The sequence below is a fragment of the Mesorhizobium sp. P2_H9 genome (assembly GCF_056403215.1).
This window is the reverse complement of sequence record NZ_JBFUFX010000019.1, coordinates 1-17701: the sequence shown is the minus strand read 5'-3', so window position 1 is coordinate 17701 and position 17701 is coordinate 1. Positions and strand designations below refer to the sequence as shown.

Genomic DNA, 17701 nt, shown 5'->3' with positions numbered 1-17701 from the left:
CGCCATGATCTACGATCGATCCTGGCTTGAAGAAGCCTTTCGCGCAAAATCCTGGCCGAAGCTGCTCTTCTTCTGGGGCCACCAGCCGTCCAAGGACGGCCGCATCACCGCGTCCTGCCTCAGCCAGTGGTGGCCGGCGCCGTTCAGCGTCGATGGCTTGACCTACCCGACAGCCGAACACTGGATGATGGCCGGCAAGGCGCGCCTGTTCGGCGACGAGCTGCGTGCAACGCAGATCCTCGGCGCAGGCAGCCCGAAGCAGGCCAAACAGCTTGGACGCCAGGTCAGCGGCTTCGATGCGGCGCGGTGGGATGCGGAGAAATACCGCATCGTCACCGAGGGGAGCTTTGAGAAATTCCGCCAGCGCAAGGCGCTCGGCGCGTTTCTGCTTTCGACCGGCGATCAGGTCCTGGTCGAAGCGAGCCCCGTCGACCGGGTCTGGGGTATCGGCCTTGCTGCCGATGACGAGCGTGCCGCAAACCCGCTATTGTGGCGCGGCGAAAATCTGCTGGGCTTCGCCCTGATGGAGGCACGCGACCGGCTGCGCGGATGAGTGCAGGGCGTCAGTCGGCATCGCCGGCAGAGCTTTTGCCGCACTGCGCCAGCACCTTGCCGATAGCCCCGCTCGAGCCCGTCAGCGGAAAGCTGTTTTCGCCATATTTGTCGGCCGAAACCGTGACGTCGCCCTTGCCCCGCAACAAAGCGAGCAGCGGGTCGGTCGGGCCTGACAATTCCAGCGTGAAGTAATTGTACATCTCCTCGAGCTGAAGCGTCTTCGTTATGCTCTTGTCGGCGGCCTTGAAGGTGAAGGAAGCGCTGATGCCGGGCTCCAGCTGCTGGCCGGCGGCGCCCAGATCGTAGCTCAGTATCGGCTTGTCAAAACAGGCCAGCATCAGATGCGCATCGGCTTTCGGCCCGCCGCACACCTCGGCCGTCAGCACGCTGCCGCCCTCGTCTTCCTCCATCTTCGCGGTCCAGGTGCAGGACGCCGCAAATGCCGGCTGCGCCGCTTGCAGTGCGGCCGCGACGGCCACGATGACTTTTGCTGATCTACCTCTCATGATCTCCCCTCCCGAGCCATCGCGGCATCCGCTGCCCGGAACAACGGATGCCGTGGCGCTGAGCCGATAATTGGCGAAAACGGCTGCGCGCGCAATCTCCCCCCTCGAGGGGGGAGATGGCCGCGAAGCGGCCAGAGGGGGGCGGTTCGACCGGGTCACGACCTGCTGCGGCAGCAGAAGGTTGGCACTCCACGTGAGGCCTCCGTCGCTTTTGGCGAAATCTCCCCCACGAAAGGGAGAATACGCGCCCAGCCGTCAACCAATCGCCGGCGCCACTCTCAGCATCATGGATTTCGGCGAAATCGCACCCATATCTTGTATAAGGAGCTTTGAGCGTGAAACGCGCGCATGTGGCCCTTCTTGCCGCGGCTTTCGTGGCCGCTGTGGTCGCTTGTCCCTCTTCCGGACAGGCGGGCGGCCGGGAAAGAGTTGCGTTGAACGTCGAGATAGACGGCGCCATCGGTCCGGCGAGCGCCAGGCAGCTCAAGGAAGCGTTGGCGGTCGCCACAGGGCGAAACGCCGAGGTCGTCATCCTGCAGATCGACACGCCCGGCGGACTGGTCACGTCGATGCGCGAGATGATCGCCGACATCCTTGCCTCGCCGGTTCCGGTCATCGGCTATGTCGCGCCGGCCGGCGGCCACGCGGCCAGCGCAGGCACCTACATTCTCTACGCGACCCATGTGGCGGCGATGGCGCCCGGCACCAATCTGGGGGCGGCAACGCCGGTCGAGCTCGGCGGGCCGCTGCCGTCTCTTCCCGGTCCTGGCGGCGACAAGGACACCGGCAAGGACCAGAAGAACGCCACCGGACCACCGCCGGCGGGCGACCCGATGATGGCCAAGGTGACGAATGACGCGGTTGCCTTGATCCGCTCGCTGGCCGAACTGCGCGGGCGCAATGCCGACTGGGGTGAAAAGGCCGTGCGCGAGGCGGCGAGCCTCTCGGCCAACGCGGCGCTGCAGGAACATGTCATCGACTTCGTCGCCCGCGACACCACAGAACTGCTGCAGCTGGCCGACGGGCGGACGGTCGAGGTGTCAGGCAAGAAGCAGGTACTGGCGACGAAAGGGCTGCCGGTCGAAACGCTCGATCCGGGCTGGTTCATCCGGCTTCTCGCCGTCATCACCGATCCGAACATCGCCATCGTCCTGATGCTGGTCGGCGTCTACGGCATCATCTTCGAGTTCACCAGCCCGGGCGCGGTCGCGCCCGGCGTGATCGGCACGATCTGCCTCGTGCTCGGGCTCTATGCGCTCAATCTCCTGCCGATCAACTATACCGGCCTTGCCTTGATGCTGCTTGGCATCGCCTTCCTCATCGTCGAGGCCTTCAACCCTACCGTGGTGCTTGGGTTGGGAGGAGTGAGCGCCTTTCTGCTGGGGGCAGCCATGCTGCTCAAGATCGAGGGTCCCGGCTTCGAGATGTCGTGGGCCGTCATCGGCGCCGCCGCGGCCTTGACGCTTGGCCTGGCGCTGTTGACCGGCAGCTATCTGTGGGCGGCGCGCAGGAGCCTTCCGCGCGTCGGCGCGCAGGCCATGCACGGACTGCCGGCCGAGATCCTCGACTGGTCGCAGGGCGAGGGCCATGTGCTGGCCCAGGGCGAGCGCTGGCGGGCGAAGGCTGACGAACCGCTCGCACCGGGCGACAGCGTCGAGGTGGCCGAGGTCAAGGACCTCGTGCTGACGGTACGGCGCCGGAGGTGAGTCTTTGTTTTGAGCATGTCCCCAACCGCTGCACATTTTTGGGCGACATGCTCTGATGATGGAGCAAGGCAATGAGCATCGGTTATGTGGCCTATCTCGTTCTGGCGCTTGTCGTGGTCATGTTCCTGTCCGCGGCCATTCGCATCCTGAGGGAATACCAGCGCGGCGTGGTCTTCACGCTCGGCCGCTTCACCGGGGTGAAGGGTCCCGGCCTCATCATCCTGGTCCCCTTCGTTCAGCAGATGGTGAAGGTCGACCTGCGGGTGGTGGTCCAGGATGTGCCGCCGCAGGACGTGATCTCGCGTGACAATGTCTCGGTCAAGGTGAACGCCGTGCTCTATTTCCGCATCGTCGACGCCGAGCGGGCGATCATTCAGGTCGAGGACTTCATGGCCGCGACCAACCAGCTGGCGCAGACCACACTGCGCTCGGTGCTCGGCAAGCACGAACTCGATGAAATGCTGGCCGAACGGGACAAGCTCAACAGCGATATCCAGGAGATCCTCGATCAGCGGACCGATGCCTGGGGCATCAAGGTCTCCAATGTCGAGATAAAGCATGTCGATCTCAACGAGAGCATGATCCGCGCCATCGCCAAGCAGGCCGAGGCCGAACGCCTGCGCCGCGCCAAGGTGATCAACGCCGATGGCGAACAGCAGGCGGCGGCAAAACTCGTCGAGGCGGGCAGGATGCTGTCTCAGGAGCCGCAGGCCATGCAGCTGCGTTATTTCGAGGCTCTGCACGACATCGCCGGCGAGCGCTCGTCGACGGTCGTGTTTCCGGTGCCGATGGATATTATCAGTCATTTCATCAAGCAGCCCGGCGAGCAGAAGTGAGTGGAGATTGGCGAAAGCCGGCGGCGGCGCCTGCCCGTCTCCTCGCCCGTCGCGTCGTACACCGCATTGGCGCCCGCCGGCGCCACGCCGACAATGCCTGGCCGGTTCCAGACATGTCGCGATCTATCTGGCGGCCGTTGGCGTGGAGCCGAAGCGACGACGAAAGCAGCGATTGAAATACGACACGTCGCTGAAGCCGCTCATCATGGCGATCTCGCTGACCCGCATGGCATCATTGTGCCTCTGCGAGAGCATCTTGTGGGCGCTCTGCAAGCGCAGTTCGAGAACACGCTCTGAGAAGCTGACGCCCGTCTCCTGAAGCAGATCCTGGACATAGCGCGCCGACAGGGTCGGTGAAGCCGCCGCGAATTCTAGTCAGAATCGCTTGCGTCCGCACCGCACGTAGACCTCGCGCGTCCGCGTTGTCGTGCGCCGTTACAGGTGCGGCAATGGAAGCGGTGGCGGCGATCAGATCGGCAATATGATCGGCCACGAACTGCATGGTCAGTTGAGACGGCTTCTTTCTCATCGGCCAGAACGCCGACATAGGCACGAACAAGGGCGTTGATCATCATCGTGCTAGACGCGACCGTCATCAGGCGATCCTCAAACCCTGCATATCGCTGACGAACGCGTTCGCGATCGGTCTGCACGGCGATCAGGCCGCATTGCCCGTCGCTCACTCGGATGATTGAGGGAGAGCTCTGCTCGACAAGAACGGACGCGCCTGGACTGAGCTCGACGCTCCTTCCCGACTGGTCGACGCTGAGCGGGGAGTGCCCGGCATTGAGAAGCAACACGACATTGTTGGTGCTTTGGGCCGCAATGTCTTCAGGGGTTCTCGATATCGATTTGACAGTGCCGTGGATCGTGCCCACCGAAACGTCGCAAGTTCGAACAATCCTGAGCTCGCCTTCGAACGATTTGCCGATGGCCGGATCGGCACGCAGACGGGCATAACCGGATGTCAGCGATGAGATCCATTGCTCTTTCTGGATTTGTTCGCCGCCGATCAGGTCGCTGGAATTGTAGGTAATCCTGTGCAAGCATCCCTCATAGGCTTGATTGTCCCTGCCATCTGGCCAAGCACCACCGATCAGATGGCCGTGGCTTCGAATGCAGGTTTTTCCGAGATGCCGTATTCGACCGACCAGATCTCGGCGACATGGATATCCTGCCGCAGGGAAAATCGATCGCGGTCGCCAAGATGCTCCGGCAAATCCGCCGATGAAAACGCCGTCTTTCGTGACAAGGATGCGCTCCGCAAAACCCGCAGTCTCAAAAAAATCTAACGCGACGCTTTCCATTCCAGGAATAACCGGCAACATTGATGGCTTGGCGTTCAGCTGATTGGACCCCTTAATCGAACCCAATAGCGCTTGGCGTCACCCGAAAGTATGACGCCAGCAAAATCCTCCAGGCGGATCGGTGCCCTTGCATCGAGCCGCTGTCAAAATGCTGCTGGTTTCATTTTTGCCCGCCATCCATCAAGAGGGGCGGGGCATGCTGGTGTAGGAGAAACGGTGGAAAGGCTGAGCAGCGAAGTCCTTGGTTCCATTGTAGGCGATATCTACGATTGCGTGTTGAATCCGGACGGCTGGGCCGAGGTCATGATCCGGATCACCGAAACCATGGACGCGGCCTATACCACCATCGCGCTTGCCAGCACCGCCGACAACCACGGCCGCTTCGCCGCCCAGTCGCCCTGGGATGCCGAGCAGATGCGCGTTCTCCAGGAGGATTATGATTTTGACGCAATTCCCGGGCTGAAGGCCGCGGTCGTTGGCGATATCGACACGCCCGTTACGACGCTATCGCAAATGAGCGAGGCCGACCTGCAGCAGACGCGGTTTTTTCAGAATTGGGCCAATCCGCAGGGATTGCGCGAAGGCTGCATCACCAAATTCGTTCACACACCGGACCGTATCGGCCTCATGGGATGCACCATACGGGCCGACAGGGGGATCATATCCGTCGAGGAGCAGCGTTTCATGGCCTTGCTCTCGCCGCATCTGCGCCGTGCTTCCCTGATTGGAGATCTGCTCGATCAGGCCCGCGTGACCGCCAGTCTCTATCGTCAGGCGCTCGACCATCTGGCCGTCCCTGTCGTGCTGACCGGCGCCAATGGCGCAATCCTCCATGCCAATGGGGCTGCCCAACAGATGCTTTTGGCGCAAGGTCCCATTCTGTCCAGGAACGGCCTGCTCCAGGCGCAGAATCCGGCAGTGGTCGTGGCCCTGCAGCAAGCGATCGCCGGTGCCGCGAGCGCGGATGCCTCGCTTGGCTCGCGCGGCATAGGCCTGCCCATTTCGGCCCCGGGCCAGCCGCCCGCCGTCGCCTATATCTTGCCGTTGACCGAAGGCACCGCGCGCGCGGCTTTCCGGCCCGCCTGTGCCGCTGTCTTCGTGTCGACCACGACGTCCTCCTCGCCACTGCCGGAAGCCGTGCTCACCACGCTGTTCGACCTGACCCCCGCGGAGGCGCGGGTCCTGCTCAGGATCGGCAGCGGCCTGTCCGCGCCCAAAAGCGCTGTGTCGCTGGGCATCGGCGAGAACACCCTCAAGACGCACCTCAACCGGATCTTCGCCAAGACCGGCACGCGGCGCCAGGCCGATCTCGTCAAACTCATTTCGGACATGGGCGCCCCCCTCGCGGTTCCCGAGTCATAGTCCAATGGTGGGCCGGCTGAGGCTGCCGACCGCCCCTTGCGGAGGGGGCGCCAGCTTGCCGACGCACGCACGGGGCGCACTGATCTACTGCGGCTGATCGGCCACACTGGCCGGGAAAGTGCCGCGGCGCGTTCCAGGACAATTCCAGTGCGGCCCAGCCCAAGACGCGGGCGGCGGACAATGCAACACCGGGGCGTCGACAACAGCTGGATCTCCGCGACGCATTTCGGCGGCGGGGAACGCAACATTTCGGGGCAGCACATTGACAATGAAAACAATTCTTCTCGCGACAGCCATCATTCTCGCGCCCGTCGGCTTGGCATCCGCAGCCGACATCAGTGAGAGCGCGCCTGTCGCCGCCTACGACTGGTCCGGCCTCTAGCCGGCGTTCACTTCGGTTACGCGGCCGGAAAATCCAATCTCTTCATCGGCGCTGGCGGCGGGGGCAACGACGTAAACGCGCCCCTCGATCCGAGCGGTTTTATTGGCGGCATCCATATCGGCTTCAATCAGGAATTGGCGAACCGCTTCGTGCTCGGTGCCGAGGCTGATCTTGCGTACAATGATGTAAATGGGGTGGGCACCTTCGCAGGCGCCGGTGCGCTGCTCGAGACCGATCTCAAGTGGTCAGGTTCGGCGAGGCTGCGGGCTGGCTACGCCTTCGATCGGACCTTGCCCTACATCACTGCGGGCGTGGGCGCGGCCAAGTATGAAATGAGCGTGGTCTCCACCAGCCCCGTCGCTGCGATAACGATCCACGACGAAACCCATCTTGGCTGGACGGTCGGGGCTGGCGTTGAGCACGCCTTCACCGACAGGTGGATCGCCAGCGTCGAGTATCGCTACTCCGACTTCGGCAAAAAGGACATCTCGGTGCCGCTTTCTGGTCCTGGCACGGTGTCGAACATCGATCTCAAGACGCACGCCTTGCGGGTCGGGCTGAGCTACAAATTCTGATCTGACGGACCGAATAGAACTCTCGCGCCGGGCGTTTGCGCGGCGCGGAGCCAAGCATTTCTGGGACAGCAACCAACGATGAAAACCATTCTTCTTGCTACGGCTTTTCTTCTGGCACCTGTTACCCTGGCGTCCGCGGCGGACGCCAATGAGGGCCTCCCAATTGCCGCTACCTACGACTGGTCCGGCGCCTACGTTGGCGCGCAGGCCGGATACGCCTGGGGAGACGCAAGGGTCGGGCAGACCTTTGCGGCTGGCAGCTTCGACAACTACGGATGGGACTACAGTCCGTCCGGTGGCTTCGGCGGCCTGTATGCCGGCTTCAACCATCAGTTCGACGGCGGGTTGGTGCTTGGCATCGAGGGCGACTACAGCTTCGCCAGCGTGAAAGACACCACGGTGTATCAGGCCCTCGGCGTCGAGGATCCTACCGCCGGTGGCGTGCTCAAGCTGGACTCGGTTGGCACCGTTCGCCTGCGAGCCGGCTACGCGGTGGATCGCTGGCTACCCTTTGTCACCGGCGGCCTGGCAGTGGGATCGTATAGGCACACCACGGTGTTCCTTCCCGGCGGCGTCCCCTACGCCGACGTCAAGGATACGATCAAGGGCTATACGCTGGGCGCTGGCGTCGAATACGCCGTTACCGACAATTGGTTGGTTCGCGGCGAATATCGCTTTGCCGATTTCGGCCGCCACACCTCTGTGCGTCACGCTATCTTCAACGGGGCTCCTCTCAACAAGGATGCGATCGAATTGACGACGCACGATATCCGCATCGGTGTCGCCTACAAATTCTGATCCGCTGCTCATTTTCCACCTCCGGGCGCCCTGTCCGGAACAGAATCGCAGTTAGCACTTGAGGGCCTCGATGCATCGTTGTTCAATCGTCGTCGCGTCACTGATCGCCGCGACATCCGCCTACGCGGAGGAGACCGTCCAGCCGCTAGCCGGGGAGAGGGTGGCGACACCCCGTATTTCCGGCTACGGCGAACTCTATCTCGGCGGGCTTCGCTTTGTCGGCGACGACTACACGACCCGGGCCGGTGGGGGTGCGGCGCGCGTCAACGTTGCGTTTGCGCAGCGCTGGAACCTGCAGGGCGACGTGACCTACGACAGCATATGGGGTCACTATGCCCCGCTTTACGAGACCCGCGGCGCGATCCACTTCTATTACCGCAATCCCGACAGCTTCGCCGCCGGCGTCTTCGCCGCCTACACGTCATTCGGCATCGACAGCAATGTGACGGCGTATAATTATGCGGTCGGTCCGGAAGCCCAGCTCTATCTCGGCAATCTGACCCTCTACGGCCAGGCCAGCATAGGTCAGCTCACAATCAACGCTTTTCGTGGCAACCAATGGGGTGTGCACGCCACGGCGCGCTATTTCGTCCAGAAGAACCTTCGCCTCGATGGCGAGCTCGCCTTCAACAGAACGCAATACAGCGTCAAAGAGGACGTGTTCGGCGTTGCTGTCCAGGCAATGTACCGTTTCGACGAAACGCCCTGGTCGTTGTTCGGTCGCTATCAATTCGAACGGACGAAAGTCGAAACGTTCAGCCACGACACCAGGGCCAACAAGTTCGTCATCGGCCTGCGCGCCAGCTTCGGCAGCGCCTCGCTGTTCGACGAAGACCGCAACGGAGCGACCATGGACACCTACAGGCCCGCCTCTGCGATCAACACGAAGTAGGGCGAAGAGACGACGACGTTGCCGATCCCCTCGTTGCGGGAGAGATCGGCAGCTTCGTCGCCGGCGCTACCCTAGATCAGCTTCTCCAGCGTGATCGGCAGATCGCGCACGCGCTTGCCTGTTGCGTGGAACACGGCATTGGCGATTGCCGGCGCCACGCCGACGATGGCGAGCTCACCGACGCCCTTGCCGCCAAGCACCGAGGAATGCAGGTCGGGAATGCCGACCGAGATCACCTCGATATCCGGGATATCGGCATTGGTCGGCACCAGATAGTCGGCGAGGTTGTTGTTGATGATGCGGCCATGGCGGCGATCGACGATGCCTTCTTCCAGCAGCGCCTGGCCGATGCCCATGATGATGCCGCCCTTCCACTGGCTTTCGGCGAGTTTGGGGTTATAGAGCCGGCCGGAATCCAGCGCCGACACCACGCGCGACACGCGCACCGTGCCGAAATCCTCGTCGACCCGCACCTCGATGAAATGCGCGCACCAGCTGTGGCGGGAATAGTCGCCTTCTGTGTGCGGCAGGGCAGCCGCAATGGTGGTGTAGTTCTTGTAGCGATCGGCGGCCGTCGAATTCACCGGCATGGTGTCGCCGAGCGCCTCGATATGGTCGCGGCCGACGCTGGCGAGCAACTCGGCGATCGAGACATCAGGGCCGTCGCCGCGCGGCGATGCAATGCGGCCGTTGGCGACAACCAGCGTGTTGGCCTGCAGCGCATGGAAAGGCGAACGCGGATCGGAAATCGCCAGTCCGACCAACTGGTCGAGCGCGGCGGTCGCCGCCTTGTAGACGGCGCCGGTCATGACGCCGGCCAGCCTGGAGCCGCCGGCGACACCGGCGCGGGCGAAGCGCGAGTCGCCGAGCTTCACCACGACGTTCTCTGCCGGCACGCCGACCGTCTCGGCGGCGGTCTGCGCCAGGATCGTGTAGGTGCCCTGGCCCATGTCGATCGAGGAGCTTTCGACCTCGACCGAGCCATCGGCGAGAATGCGCACCATCGCTTCGCCATAGGCGCGCCGCACCGGATAGGTGCCGGCGGCGACGCCCCAGCCGATCAGCTGGTTGCCATCGCGCATCGAGCGCGGCGCGGGCGTGCGCTTCGACCAACCGAAGGCTTCCGCGCCAGTGGCGTAGGCTTCGCGCAATTGCCGTGTCGACCAGGCTTTTTTCGCGTGCGGATCCTGTTCGGCATAATTCTTCAGGCGTATCGCCAGCGGGTCGATGCCGACCTCATAGGCGAGTTCGTCGATGGCGCACTCGATGCCGAAGGCGCTCGGGTTCTCTCCCGGTGCGCGCATGGCGCCAGGCACCACCGAATTCACTCGCACGACATTCTGCTTCGACGAAAAATTGGGCGTCGCATACATGATCGAGGTGACCACGCCCAATGGCTCGACCCACATGCCGTCCATCGAGGTTTCATTGACGCCGCGATGCACGATCGACTGGATCTGTCCCTCGGCATCGGCGCCGAGCGCCACCGTCTGGCGCGTCGCGGCGCGTCCGCCATAGCCAGTGAAGGTCTGCGGCCGCGTCATGACAAGCTTCACCGGTCGGCCGAGCATCTTGGCCGCCACCGCAGCCACCGCGCTGTGGCCGAGCGCCAGCGCTTTGGAGCCGAAGCCGCCGCCAATATAGGGCGAGACCAGCCGCACACTCTCGAACGGCACGCCGAACCATTCGGCATAGGTGCGCGCCATGCCGTCCAGCCATTGGCTCGGCTCCCAGACAGTGAGCTGGTCGCCCTCCCAGCGCGCGATCAGCCCATGCGGCTCCATCGGCGCCTGGTATTCGCGCGGCGTGTTGTAGGCGGCGCAGATCCTGACCGGAGCGGCGGCGAACGCCGCCTGCGCATCGCCCCATTCCTTGGTCATGGCGGCGATCGGTATGCCGTCGCCGGCCTTCGCGTCGCTGAGGTCGACAATGGCCGGCGTCTCGTAATAGCTGACCTTGACCAGCGCTGCGGCGGCGACCGCCTGCTCGAAGCTTTCCGCCACCACCGCGGCGACATGCTGGCCGGAGAAGGTGATGTCGCGCGCCAGCGGACAATAAGGCACATCGGGCGGCGGTGTGCCGAACCAGTCCGAGGCGGTTTTCAGCGGCGCGATGGTGTCGGGCGTCAACACCTTGAGCACGCCGGGCCCTGCCTCGGCAGCCTTGGTGTCGATCGAGCGCACCTTGCCTGATGCAATCGTGCTCTCGACCAGCACGGCATAGACGAGCCCTTCGAGTTGCTGCTCGACGGCATATTTGGCGGCACCGGTGATCTTGGCCGGGCCGTCGACGCGCGACAGCCGCCCGCCGACGGCATCGCCGCCGCCGTCCGAGGCATCGCCATGTCGGATGTTGTGAACGGTCATGCCGTCTCTCCCATTTTGATTATGGCGCGGGCGACGACGCGCGGCGCCAGTTCGATCTTGTAGTGGTTGGCGCCATGGTCGACGGCGCCTTCCATGGCGAGCAGGCTGGCGGCCCGCACTGTGTCAGGCTCCAGCACCTTGCCCTTCAATGCCGCTTCCACGGCCCGCGCTCGCCACGGCTTGGTGGCAACGCCACCCATCGCCACGCGCAGGTCGCGGATCGTCCTTCCGTCAGCCTCGAACTCGACGCCGACAGCCGCACTCGCCGCGGCGAACTCATAGGATTGCCGGTCGCGCACCTTCAGGTAGGTCGAACGCCGTGCGGCGGCGGAGCCGGGAATGCTGATTGCGGTGATCACTTCGCCGGGCTGGATGGCATGCTCCTTGTCGGGCGAGGCGCCCGGGAGGAGAAAAAAGTCGTCGACCGCGAGCTGACGGTCGCCGAGATGGACCACTGCGTCGAAGGCGACCAGCGCGACGGCGAGATCGCCGGGATACATGGCGATGCAGGCATCGCTGGTGCCGAGCACCGCATGGCCGCGGGTGACGCCGCCGAGCGCCGAACAGCCACTGCCGGGCGTGCGCTTGTTGCAGGCGGGGAAATTTTCGGGATCGCGGAAGTAGGGGCAGCGCGTGCGCTGCATCAGATTGCCGCCGATGGTCGCCATATTGCGAATCTGCGGCGAGGCGGCCTGCCACAGCGCTTCCGAGACGGCGGGGAAGCGGCTCTTGATGTCGGCATGGTCGGCGATGTGGCTCATTTTAGCCAGCGCGCCGATGGTGGCGCCGCGCTCATCGACGGTGATCGCGTCGAGCCCCCTGAGATGGGTGATGTCGACGATCGTCTGTGGTTCGGCGACACCGCATTTGGCGAGATCGATGAGCGTGGTGCCGCCCGCAAGCAGCATGGCGCCGGGCAGGGCGGCTGCCTGACGTGCCGCGTCGACCGAGCCGGCGCGAAAATACGAAAAGTCCCTCATGATGCGACCTCCAGTGCCGCCTGGCGCACGGCGGCGACGATGTGCGGATAGGCGCCGCAACGGCAGAGATTGCCGGCCATGTATTCGCGGATCTCGTCATCCGAGCCGGCATGGCCTTCACGGATGCAGGCCACCGCCGACATGATCTGACCGGGCGTGCAATAGCCGCACTGGAAGGCGTCCTGTTCGAGGAAAGCGGTCTGCACAGCGTGCAGCGTGCCGTCCGCCTCGGCCAGCCCTTCGATGGTCGTGATCGCGCGGCCGTCGACCTGGGCGGCCAAGGTCAGGCAGGCGAGCACGCGCTGGCCGTCGACATGCACCGTGCAGGCGCCGCACTGACCCTGGTCGCAGCCTTTCTTGGTGCCGGTCAGGTCGAGACGGTCGCGCAAGGCGTCGAGCAGCGTGACGCGCGGCTCGACCTCCAGCTCGTGGTGGTGTCCGTTGATGTCGAGATGGATGGGGATTGTGGTGGTCATGGGCGTCTGGCTCCAGTTGCTTGACGCGGATGGGGAATGATCTGGTGTCGGGGCGGGCGAGGGGCGGCGGAGAGCGTAATCTCCCCCCTCGAGGGGGAGATGGCCGCGAAGCGGCCAGAGGGGGTCGCCTCGCATGGAGCGCTAACCTCCATCTGCCACGGGAGGTCGCGCCCGGTCGAACCGACCCCCTCTGTCGCCTTTGGCGACATCTCCCCCTCGAGGGGGGAGATTATGCTCTCCGCCGTCTGCGCCAATCTCCAGCGGGCAGTGCGGCCGGCTTGCAAGCTCTCAGCACGTGACATACCGGTTCCCCCTGATTATATGATGAAGGCACTCCACAAATCGGAGGCACCTCCGTTTATTTAATTGGGGGCTTGCGGTAAGCTGTTCAAGCCCGGAAATGCGATTGGAGAAAAAATTGGCCGCAGAGCCGCCCGCCACGCTTGCCGACAAACCCGAAGCCGCCGGAGCAAAACCCTTGCGCGCCGACGCGCAGCGCAATCGCGACGCGCTGGTCGAGGTTGCGGCAAAGGCTTTCGCCGCTGAAGGCGTCGATGCCTCGCTGGAGGAGATCGCACGCCAGGCCGGTGTCGGCATCGGCACGCTATACCGGCATTTTCCGACGCGCGAGCATCTGGTCGAGGTGGTGTACAGGCGCGAAGTGGAGGGGCTTTGCGCGGCCGCCGACGAACTCGCCAGCCATCATCCGGCCGATGTCGCGCTGGAACAATGGATGCAGCGCTTCGTCGACTACATCGCCACCAAGCGCGGCCTTGCCACCAGCCTGCGCCTCTTGCTCACCACCAACTCGACCCTGTTCTCCGATAGCTCGGGCCGGGTGACGCTCGCCTTGCGGCGTCTGGTCGACGCGGCGGTCGCCGACGGCTCGATCCGTGGCGACGTCGACAGCTCCGATGTGCTGCACGCGCTGAGCGGCATCTACTCGGCTCCCGACACCAAGGACTGGCGCGACCGCTCGCGCCGGCTGGTGTCGCTGCTGATGGACGGCTTGCGGTTTGGGGCCGCCAAGGGTGCCAACGGGCGTGGGTGATGAAGACAGGGGCGTAGCCGTACGACACCACGGACCCGGCGCGMGCGCTCGCGCCGGCTGGCTTCACTGTAATATCGGAACAGACCCTAGCGGCTGAGCGAACTATCCTTTCGCTTCCACCAGGATCACCAGCGACTCCGGCACCACGCCATCGTGGGCCATCGCGTCGGCGGCTGCCTTGCTCTGCATCAGGGCCCCAAGCTTATCCATATCAGGTACGTCCATCATCACAGCCACCCGTTTCGGGTTCTGCGGATCGACGAACGTGCGGATGTTGGTGATCCCGAGTGAGCCGAAGATTTCCTTGCGCTTCGGTGACGAGAGCCAGTGCTCGCTGTCCTTTATGATGTTGTGATGGCCAATAACGGTCGGCATGGCATCCTCCCAAGGTGACGCCGCGGGTCGAAAATCGCCCGCCTTTGCTGCGATCCACCTACGCAGCGAGTGAGCGCCGTTTCTTCTGAGCTGTCAATTAGCTGCCGCTGATGGACGACCTGCGGTCTCGGGCGACCTTGTCACCAACTGCTGCCTCCGGAGCTTCCGCCTCCGCTACCGCCGCCGAGAGCGGGAATGAGGGGTGGCTTTTCGGGGGCTTCCTCGACTGGCTTTATCACTTTCTTGGTGACCACCTTTTTGGCGACCGCCTTCTTATACTTGACGACCTTTGGTGGAGGCGTCGTGCGAACGACCTTCCGATACTTCGTCGGCTGCGGTGCTGGTTCAGCCGTGGGCAACAAGGACGTGCAGCCCATGAGCCCTGCCAGGAGGCCGGATAGAATTGTCCCGATGAATGCTTGCTTCAATGCCCTGCCCACGATTGCCTCCTCGTTGTTCAAAACAAGTCCCGACGCGGATTGGCTTCTTCCCAGACTGCCCTGGCCGCATTGACCAACTGAGCGTCCAGCGAGCCGGACGCGGCGATCTTCGACTTGAGCTCTTGGCGCAACTCTTTCAACGCCGCCGTTTTCGGCTTCGCGCCGAATTGCGCCAGGACCTTCGGGGCGTCCGGCAGCTCCTTGCGGAGATCGAGCGCTACGGCGAATGCAAGGAAACGCACGGCGACGGTCTGATCGGCCTTGTCGCCCTTTTGCATTTCGAGGGCCGCGCGATCATAAGCGCCGGAGTGATCGCCTCGCGTGGTTGCCAGTTCAAACAGTCTTTGCGCTTCGGCGAGGTTTTGCTCCACGCCGATGCCGTCCCGGTACATGCGCCCAAGGCTGGCCGGAGCATAGGGCTGGCCGAGGTCCATCGCTTTCTGAAAAAGCCCCAGCGCCGTCTTCGGATCCTTGTCGACACCCTGGCCGCTGAGGTAGTTGCGGCCGAGCAGATTCATCGAATACATGTCCTGCCGCTGCACGCCGGCCTGCAGGAAGGCAACGGCGCGCGCCGCGTCGGCGGGCACACCGTTGCGGCCCTCGGTGAAGATCGCGGCCAGCTCGTTCATGGCATAGGTGTGCCCCATTGCCGCCGCCTTCAGCAGCAGATCCAGACCCTTGGAGGCGTCGGGCTTGACGTCGTGGCCGTTGAACAGAGCGCGGCCCCACGCCATCATCCCGTAGGGATCGCCCTTGTCGGCTGCCGCCTTGTAGAGGGAGTTGGCTTGTGTACGGTCGATGGCCATTGCGGTGCCTGTCGCGTAGAGGTAGCCGAGTTCATAGAGCGCGCGCACGTGCCCCTTCTTGGCGGCGTCTTCGACGGCTGTCTTTGCTTCCTCGACCTTGCCGGCCGCAAGCAGCGCACGCCCCAGTTCGTAGCGGAAGCGCGGCACATCGGGATAGGCCTTCACCGCGGCCTCGCAGACCTCCACCGCTTTGGTGCCGATTTCATTGGGCAGCAGGCCGGGAACCACCCCTTGCAGGTCGAGCGGTTCGCCGGCGGCCGTATCGCACGGATCGACAGTCGGCGACAGTTTCATCGCGGCAGGTCTGGCTGTGCTGCTGTCGGCCCGGATTTCGAAGCCGACCTCGACCGGCGCGCCGGCCCCGATCTGGGGTTCGTAGCGCAAGCGGTCGACTTCACCGGCCATCAGGCTCGACTCGGGCGACAGCGTTCGATCCGGCAGCGACAGCGTTCCGGTGGCCGGATACCCCGAAACCTTCAGGCTGACCGCCGGATCGTCCGTCGGGAAATCGAGATTCAGCGCAACCGGGCCGACGCCGACGGGAACATCGATGTTGCGGTTTTCGATGGCCTCGGCGGCACCGGTGATATGAATGCCGCGCTCCAGCACCTCTTGCTTCTGCTTCGCCTCTAGCGAGGCCATGACCTGTTGGCCCGCAGCACCTTCGCCGCTTTTGACGCGGAATATCAGGAGCCCCTGGGTTCCGTTGCCCCACTCGTCATGCGTGGCATAGGCCAGCATATCCACCTCATCCTGCGCGGCGCCCCCCTTGGGGACGTCCATCTGCAGGCGCGGCATGTCCTTGCCCTGGATCGGCTCGCCCGTCGCGACAGCCTTGCCGTCCAGCATCAGCCGTCCCAAAGCGGGCGGCCTTTCGATGCTGATGGTGATGCTGCCGCCGTCGACATCKACGGGTTCGGGCAGGCCGAGATCGACAGGGCCGACCCCCGACAACACCACCTTTTCCAGTACCGGCGGCAGCGAGGGCCGGTTGCTGCGGCGCATCAGCACAACGTCATCGATGAGCGACGAGTTCTCCCAAGGCACCTGCAAGCCCTTCGTGGCCTCCACCACATCCCGGCGCACCGCCGACATGACCGTGTGGATCTCCTGGTTCGGGGCAAGCGCACGCCGCGAAAACGCCGACGAAAACGGGCTGACGTCGCCGCTGCCGTCATAGGCGACCGCGCCGGGTTCGGTGGCGAAGGCGATCAGCGTGTTCAGCGAGCTTCTCACCTGCGCCAGCCCGCTGGTGCCCGCGGTGACAAGCTGGTCCCGCAGCCAGTAATTGTTGCGCGGGAAGGGGTTGTTGCGGCAGGCGTCGAGGATGATCACCTGGATTTTCGATTTCGAACGCAACTGCTCCAGCACATCGTTGAGCTTGATGGCTTGGACCTCGATGTCGGCCGCCTTTTTCAACGAGGCATCGACCGGGATCAGGAAGTTTTCGCCGCCGATCTGAAAGCCGTGCCCGGAATAGTAGACGACAGCCAGGTCGGCGCCATCAACGGCGGCCAGATAGTCGCGGAACTGGGCCTCGAATTGCTGCTTGGTGAGGTTCTTGGCGACGAAAACCTCGAAACCGGCCAGTCGAAACGTGTTGGACACGTCGTCGGCGTCCTGGGCCGGATTCTTCAGCGCCGGAATCTCTAGGTAGTCGGAATTGCCGATCACCAGGGCAACCCTTCGATCGGCGCAGGCCTCGAAAGTCACGAGGCTCGCGAGGATGAAGACTGCAATGAATCCGCAAAGTCGGAGCATGGCAAATCCCTTAACCGCTGCACCCCCATTGCCGACAACAACGCAGCTTTCGGCTTCGAGGTCTGTTAAAGAGTTCACAATCTGCCGAGACGGAAACAGAGTGAAAGCCATCGCGACAGCGGGCACGGTTCTCGTCCGATCGGGCTCCAGATTACCGCAGCGGAAGGGTGTCCGCAACAATAGGCTGCCGCTGCCCAACAATCAGGCTGCTGCTGCCAATGCTTAGCAGCGGCAGCAGCCATTTCCCGAGCATTCCCGCTTAGAACGGCAGCTTGATATCGCCCACCGACAGCGGGCTACCCGCCGCCATGAGTGCCGCAACCGTCTCACTGTCCTGTTGCCGGCGCTTCACCAAGCTGGTCAGCAGCCTGTCGAGGGATATCGCACCCGCGCCGGAAACGGCGAGGACGAACATGCCGCCGGCTATGGCAAAATCCTTTTCGAAATGCAGCAGCTCATTTTGACTGGCGAAATTGGTGTGGAACAGCGCTGCCGTTGCCAGGCAGAACAGTCCGAGCGCGACCGCG

At 63.8% G+C, this 17701-nt stretch carries 18 protein-coding genes and 1 pseudogene; 8 read left to right on the top strand and 11 right to left on the bottom strand.

The window, feature by feature from the left end; translation table 11 throughout:
* Window positions 1-4 precede the first annotated feature (4 nt).
* Window positions 5-553, top strand: coding sequence for an NADAR family protein (locus tag AC1DXN_RS28080; RefSeq protein WP_477278111.1), 549 nt, complete (start codon window positions 5-7; stop codon window positions 551-553).
* Between the two features lie 10 nt (window positions 554-563).
* On the opposite strand, the gene AC1DXN_RS28075 is transcribed toward AC1DXN_RS28080, so the two are convergent.
* Window positions 564-1061 carry a hypothetical protein gene (locus tag AC1DXN_RS28075; RefSeq protein WP_477278109.1) on the bottom strand — a complete coding sequence of 166 codons (498 nt, stop codon included), beginning with the start codon at window positions 1059-1061 and terminating at the stop codon, window positions 564-566.
* Between the two features lie 335 nt (window positions 1062-1396).
* Between AC1DXN_RS28075 and AC1DXN_RS28070 the strand changes: the two genes are divergently transcribed.
* Window positions 1397-2767, top strand: a complete 1371-nt coding sequence (locus AC1DXN_RS28070) for an NfeD family protein (RefSeq protein WP_477278107.1) — start codon at window positions 1397-1399, stop codon at window positions 2765-2767.
* Between the two features lie 71 nt (window positions 2768-2838).
* Complete coding sequence (locus AC1DXN_RS28065) at window positions 2839-3603, top strand: slipin family protein (RefSeq protein WP_477278105.1); 765 nt, start codon at window positions 2839-2841, stop codon at window positions 3601-3603.
* Window positions 3604-3726: 123 nt separating this feature from the next.
* Here AC1DXN_RS28065 and AC1DXN_RS28060 read toward each other — a convergent pair whose 3' ends face one another.
* The 3 genes from AC1DXN_RS28060 to AC1DXN_RS28050 are packed head-to-tail and all read right to left on the bottom strand — an operon-like array spanning window position 3727 to window position 4855.
* Window positions 3727-3927, bottom strand: coding sequence for a helix-turn-helix transcriptional regulator (locus AC1DXN_RS28060; protein ID WP_477278188.1), 201 nt, complete (start codon window positions 3925-3927; stop codon window positions 3727-3729).
* Window positions 3928-3974: 47 nt separating this feature from the next.
* Entirely contained in the window at window positions 3975-4649 is a 675-nt protein-coding gene (locus AC1DXN_RS28055; protein ID WP_477278103.1) for a hypothetical protein, read from the bottom strand.
* Between the two features lie 50 nt (window positions 4650-4699).
* Window positions 4700-4855 carry a hypothetical protein gene (locus tag AC1DXN_RS28050; protein ID WP_477278102.1) on the bottom strand — a complete coding sequence of 52 codons (156 nt, stop codon included), beginning with the start codon at window positions 4853-4855 and terminating at the stop codon, window positions 4700-4702.
* Window positions 4856-4982: 127 nt separating this feature from the next.
* On the opposite strand from AC1DXN_RS28050, the gene AC1DXN_RS28045 reads away from it, so the two are divergent.
* The 4 genes from AC1DXN_RS28045 (at window position 4983) to AC1DXN_RS28030 (ending at window position 8919) form a co-directional block, all read left to right on the top strand.
* Window positions 4983-6272: a helix-turn-helix transcriptional regulator gene (locus AC1DXN_RS28045; protein WP_477278100.1), complete on the top strand. Its 1290-nt coding sequence runs from the start codon at window positions 4983-4985 to the stop codon at window positions 6270-6272.
* A gap of 483 nt (window positions 6273-6755) precedes the next feature.
* Entirely contained in the window at window positions 6756-7229 is a 474-nt protein-coding gene (locus AC1DXN_RS28040) for an outer membrane protein (protein ID WP_477278186.1), read from the top strand.
* A gap of 78 nt (window positions 7230-7307) precedes the next feature.
* Window positions 7308-8027 (top strand): outer membrane protein, encoded by a 720-nt coding sequence (locus tag AC1DXN_RS28035; RefSeq protein ID WP_477278098.1) that lies wholly within the window; start codon window positions 7308-7310, stop codon window positions 8025-8027.
* A gap of 70 nt (window positions 8028-8097) precedes the next feature.
* Complete coding sequence (locus AC1DXN_RS28030) at window positions 8098-8919, top strand: outer membrane beta-barrel protein (RefSeq protein ID WP_477278096.1); 822 nt, start codon at window positions 8098-8100, stop codon at window positions 8917-8919.
* Between the two features lie 71 nt (window positions 8920-8990).
* On the opposite strand, the gene AC1DXN_RS28025 is transcribed toward AC1DXN_RS28030, so the two are convergent.
* Genes AC1DXN_RS28025 through AC1DXN_RS28015 form a run of 3 tightly spaced genes read right to left on the bottom strand, consistent with a single transcriptional unit; the run spans window position 8991 to window position 12741 of the window.
* Window positions 8991-11285: a xanthine dehydrogenase family protein molybdopterin-binding subunit gene (locus tag AC1DXN_RS28025; protein WP_477278094.1), complete on the bottom strand. Its 2295-nt coding sequence runs from the start codon at window positions 11283-11285 to the stop codon at window positions 8991-8993.
* Entirely contained in the window at window positions 11282-12265 is a 984-nt protein-coding gene (locus AC1DXN_RS28020) for an FAD binding domain-containing protein (protein ID WP_477278092.1), read from the bottom strand. Before AC1DXN_RS28020 ends, AC1DXN_RS28025 begins: the two co-directional genes overlap by 4 nt.
* Window positions 12262-12741 (bottom strand): (2Fe-2S)-binding protein, encoded by a 480-nt coding sequence (locus tag AC1DXN_RS28015; RefSeq protein ID WP_477278090.1) that lies wholly within the window; start codon window positions 12739-12741, stop codon window positions 12262-12264. The genes AC1DXN_RS28020 and AC1DXN_RS28015 overlap by 4 nt, the downstream gene beginning before the upstream one ends.
* A 418-nt stretch (window positions 12742-13159) precedes the next feature.
* On the opposite strand from AC1DXN_RS28015, the gene AC1DXN_RS28010 reads away from it, so the two are divergent.
* On the top strand, window positions 13160-13792 hold the full coding sequence (locus AC1DXN_RS28010; RefSeq protein ID WP_477242201.1) for a TetR/AcrR family transcriptional regulator: 633 nt from the start codon (window positions 13160-13162) through the stop codon (window positions 13790-13792).
* 102 nt (window positions 13793-13894) lie between these two features.
* Here the strand turns inward: AC1DXN_RS28010 and AC1DXN_RS28005 are convergent, their stop codons facing one another.
* The 4 genes and pseudogenes from AC1DXN_RS28005 to AC1DXN_RS27990 all read right to left on the bottom strand — a co-directional run.
* Window positions 13895-14167 (bottom strand): hypothetical protein, encoded by a 273-nt coding sequence (locus tag AC1DXN_RS28005; RefSeq protein WP_477278088.1) that lies wholly within the window; start codon window positions 14165-14167, stop codon window positions 13895-13897.
* 140 nt (window positions 14168-14307) lie between these two features.
* On the bottom strand, window positions 14308-14628 hold the full coding sequence (locus AC1DXN_RS28000) for a hypothetical protein (RefSeq protein ID WP_477278086.1): 321 nt from the start codon (window positions 14626-14628) through the stop codon (window positions 14308-14310).
* Window positions 14625-17174, bottom strand: a complete 2550-nt coding sequence (locus tag AC1DXN_RS27995) for a caspase family protein (protein WP_477278084.1) — start codon at window positions 17172-17174, stop codon at window positions 14625-14627. The genes AC1DXN_RS28000 and AC1DXN_RS27995 overlap by 4 nt, the downstream gene beginning before the upstream one ends.
* A 259-nt stretch (window positions 17175-17433) precedes the next feature.
* Window positions 17434-17701, bottom strand: a pseudogene (locus AC1DXN_RS27990) (DoxX family protein); the annotation flags it as partial.

Bases quoted from the DNA above. Each gene is read 5' to 3' on its own strand.
- AC1DXN_RS28080 (WP_477278111.1), top strand. From the start codon at position 5: ATGATCTACGATCGATCCTGGCTTGAAGAAGCCTTTCGCGCAAAATCC.
- AC1DXN_RS28025 (WP_477278094.1), bottom strand. From the start codon at position 11,285: ATGACCGTTCACAACATCCGACATGGCGATGCCTCGGACGGCGGCGGC.
- AC1DXN_RS28020 (WP_477278092.1), bottom strand. From the start codon at position 12,265: ATGAGGGACTTTTCGTATTTTCGCGCCGGCTCGGTCGACGCGGCACGT.
- AC1DXN_RS28065 (WP_477278105.1), top strand. From the start codon at position 2,839: ATGAGCATCGGTTATGTGGCCTATCTCGTTCTGGCGCTTGTCGTGGTC.
- AC1DXN_RS28005 (WP_477278088.1), bottom strand. From the start codon at position 14,167: ATGCCGACCGTTATTGGCCATCACAACATCATAAAGGACAGCGAGCAC.
- AC1DXN_RS28035 (WP_477278098.1), top strand. From the start codon at position 7,308: ATGAAAACCATTCTTCTTGCTACGGCTTTTCTTCTGGCACCTGTTACC.
- AC1DXN_RS28015 (WP_477278090.1), bottom strand. From the start codon at position 12,741: ATGACCACCACAATCCCCATCCATCTCGACATCAACGGACACCACCAC.
- AC1DXN_RS28075 (WP_477278109.1), bottom strand. From the start codon at position 1,061: ATGAGAGGTAGATCAGCAAAAGTCATCGTGGCCGTCGCGGCCGCACTG.
- AC1DXN_RS28030 (WP_477278096.1), top strand. From the start codon at position 8,098: ATGCATCGTTGTTCAATCGTCGTCGCGTCACTGATCGCCGCGACATCC.